Source organism: Jatrophihabitans sp. (assembly GCF_036000465.1).
Classification (GTDB): domain Bacteria; phylum Actinomycetota; class Actinomycetes; order Mycobacteriales; family Jatrophihabitantaceae; genus Jatrophihabitans.
Window position 1 is genome coordinate 1 of sequence record NZ_DASYFV010000003.1, and the last position, 3,162, is coordinate 3,162.

At 71.0% G+C, this 3,162-nt stretch carries 2 protein-coding genes and 1 pseudogene; 1 reads left to right on the top strand and 2 read right to left on the bottom strand.

All coding sequences use genetic code 11. The annotated features are described in order from the left end of the window. Positions 1-1,044, bottom strand: a pseudogene (locus VGN18_RS00235) (hypothetical protein); the annotation flags it as partial. A 162-nt stretch (positions 1,045-1,206) separates the two neighbouring features. On the opposite strand from VGN18_RS00235, the gene VGN18_RS00240 reads away from it, so the two are divergent. Further along, positions 1,207-1,974 carry a deoxyribonuclease IV gene (locus VGN18_RS00240; RefSeq protein WP_327537601.1) on the top strand — a complete coding sequence of 256 codons (768 nt, stop codon included), beginning with the start codon at positions 1,207-1,209 and terminating at the stop codon, positions 1,972-1,974. On the opposite strand, the gene VGN18_RS00245 is transcribed toward VGN18_RS00240, so the two are convergent. Beyond that, positions 1,953-3,162, bottom strand: a 1,210-nt coding sequence (locus VGN18_RS00245; RefSeq protein ID WP_327537602.1) for a glycosyltransferase family 87 protein, incomplete at its 5' end; no start/stop codon positions are given. The two genes, VGN18_RS00240 and VGN18_RS00245, sit on opposite strands and share 22 nt — an antisense overlap.

A 3,162-nucleotide genomic window follows, 5' to 3' on the forward strand; every position in this document is an offset into this window, starting at 1 on the left:
CATGGCCAGGGCGATGATCGCGAGGATCGCGAGGATGACCGGCAGCTGGCCCGACGGCGACTTGTCGGCCGAGGCGAGGTCGATCGTCTTGTTCTTGCCGGTGCTGTCCTGCGTGACGACCGACGACGGCTTGGCCGACGGCGTGCCGCTCACCGGCGCGAGGTTGCCGATCTGCGTGCCCGTGCCGGGCAGGGCGCCGTTGTAGAAGCCGCCCCCGCCGTTCGAGCCGTAGACGGCCGCACCCTGGCCGTGCGGGACGATCTGGTCGGGGACGGTGAGCCCCGGCGGGGTGTAGACACCCCCGGCCGGCGCGGTCGTCTTCGCGCCGCCGACCGGCAGCGACGGCGGCTTCGGCAGCAGGTTCGGGATGGACGGCGCGGCGATGGTCGGCACCGAGACACCCGGGATCGAGACGGTGGGCAGCTGGCCGACGACCGGCAGGCTCGGCGCCGCGCTCACGCTGGGCAGCTGGATCGAGATGCCGCCCGCCGGCGGGTCGGTGGCGACGACGATCTGGCCAGAGTAGGTGCCGGACGCGTTGACTTTGATGCCTGCTGCAGCAAGCTGCGGGAAATTCAGACTGAAGGGCACAGGCGGAAGGCCGAGAACCGATGCAGACTCGGCGGTCCAGGTGAAGTTGTACTTGCCCGCAGTGGGGAAGGTGAACGTCTTGGCCTCGGTGCCCTTGAGCACCGTGTCCTTCGTGCCGCCGGGGACGCCGGAGAAATCGACCTTGACCTCGTAAGTCGTGAGGCCCAGGTTGTCGACCAGGCTCCCGAGTCCGAGCTTGTCGAGCCCAGCGGTCGGCACGGTGGCGGCGCTGAACTTGACGGAGTCGCCCGGGTGCACGCCGACGATCGTGCCGCCGACGGGGCTGGATGCGGTTGCCACGCCCGACAGCGACAGCTGCGCGTTGACGGTGGCGCTCGCGGCCTGCGCGGGGGTCATGGCGAGGAGGACCGAGGTGGCCAGCCCGAGGGCGGCGCCGCCCATGAGCCAGCGCAGGCGCGAACGACCACCGCGTTGCTCGTGACGTCCCGACATCAGTTCTCCTCACTGAAAACACACAAGCGGCTCTACGACCAATCGACGCAGAGTCGCTCAGAGTTTAACGCAATCGCTGTCCCACTAAACGACCGATCGAGGCCGGGGATACGGCGGCTGTGAGCGAGTCGGGTGTCGGAGCCGGCCCGTACTGTGCGGAGCATGTCAGCCATCGGTGCCCATGTCGATTCGAACGACCCGCTCCCGGCGGCCGCCGCGAACGGTGCCGCCGCGATCCAGTTCTTCCTCACCGACCCGCAGGCCTGGAAGGCGCCGTCCGAGCACCCGCACGCCGACGCGATCCGGGCCAGCGAGCTGACCGTCTACATCCACGCGCCGTACCGCATCAACGTCGCGACGACCAACAACCGCATCCGGGTGCCGAGCCGCAAGCTGCTGGCCCAGCACGCCACGGCGGCCGCCGCCATCGGGGCGAAGGCGATCATCGTGCACGGCGGGCACCTCAACGAGGGCGACGACCCGGGAATCGGCATCGAGAACTGGCGTAAGACCTTCGCCTACGCCCAGAACGACGGCGGCTTCGCGCTGCCCGTGCTCATCGAGAACACCGCCGGCGGCACGAACGCGATGGCCCGCCGCTTCGACCGGCTCGCCCGGCTGTGGGACGCCGTGGGCGAGTTCGGCGCCGGCTTCTGCCTCGACACCTGCCACGCCCACGCCGGCGGCGAGGACCTCGCCGGCATCGTCGACCGGGTCAAGGCCATCACCGGCCGCATCGATCTCGTGCACGCGAACGACAGCCGCGACGCTTTCGACTCCGGCGCCGACCGGCACGCCACCTTCGGCCAGGGTCAGATCGACCCGTCGGTGATCGCCGACGTGTGCCGGGCCGCCGGCAGCGACGTCATCGTCGAGACCCCGGCGGCCGGCCAGGGCGACGACATCGCCTACCTGCGGGCGTCGGTCTGAGCGTCGTCGAACTCGACGTCGAGCCCCTCGCCGTCGTCGTAGGGCGCGCGGTCCCACCAGTCGGGGGCGTGATCGAAGGCGCCACCGCCCGGGTCGTCCGAGCCGTCGAGGCGGACGACGTCGAGCCACGGGCACCACATCTCGCGGACGACGAGCGCGGCCAGCCCGAGCAGCATCAGGTCCCGGACCACGAGTAGCAGCACGAGCCAGCCGTAGTTGATGCCGTGGTCGGGCACGGTGCCGCCGAGCAGCACGGTCAGGGTGACGATCCAGACCAGCACCTCGGTGAACTGCCAGACCAGGTTGAGCCGCCAGCGCGGCCGCGCCAGCGCGAGCAGCGGCACCAGCCACAGCGAGTACTGCGGGCTCCACACCTTCGTGGTCAGCAGGAACGCGAGCACGACGAGGAACGCCACCTGCGCCACCCGGGGCCGTACCGGCGCCCGCAGCGCGAGCACGGCCACCACGGCCAGCGCGCCGATCAGCGCGATGGCGACGGCCGGGCCGGGCGGCACCCAGTAGGGCGCGTCGCCGTCGGCGAGCGACCCGTTGGTGAGCGTGCGTCCGATCGCCCAGATGGTCGAGCGCTCGGTGGGCCGCTCGATGCTGAACTGGTAGAACTCCCACCAGCCGCGGTGGTAGGCCAGCGCCACCGGACCGTTGACCGCGAGCCAGACCAGCCCGGCGCACAGCGTCGCCCACAGCACGTCGGCGAACTTGCGGGTGCGGACGGCCAGGATCGCGAGGGCCACCAGCAGGAAGACGGGATAGAGCTTCGCCGCCGTGCCGAGCCCGATGAGCGCGCCGGCGAGCACCGGTTTCTGCCGGGCCCAGGCCCACAGCGCGCCCGAGGCGAACGCCATCGCGAGCAGGTCCCAGTTCGAGAAGGCGTGGAAGACGAGCAGCGGGGAGAGGGCGAAGATCGCGGCGTCGTACGGGCGTCCCCGCGCGGTCTGGGCCGTGGCACCGGCAACCACCAACCCGCACAGCGAGAGCAGCAGTGCGGTCAGCGCCCCGAAGATGACGAGCTCGGACCAGTGCGTGTCGAGGGAGTGGATGCCGCGGGTGAGGTCGGCGGTCAGCCACATGAAGGCGCCCGTGAGCACCGGGTACTCGACCGCGGTGTCGCGATAGGGCACGCCGCCGACGTCCAGGCGCTCGTCCGACCAGAGGGGGACGACGTCGGAA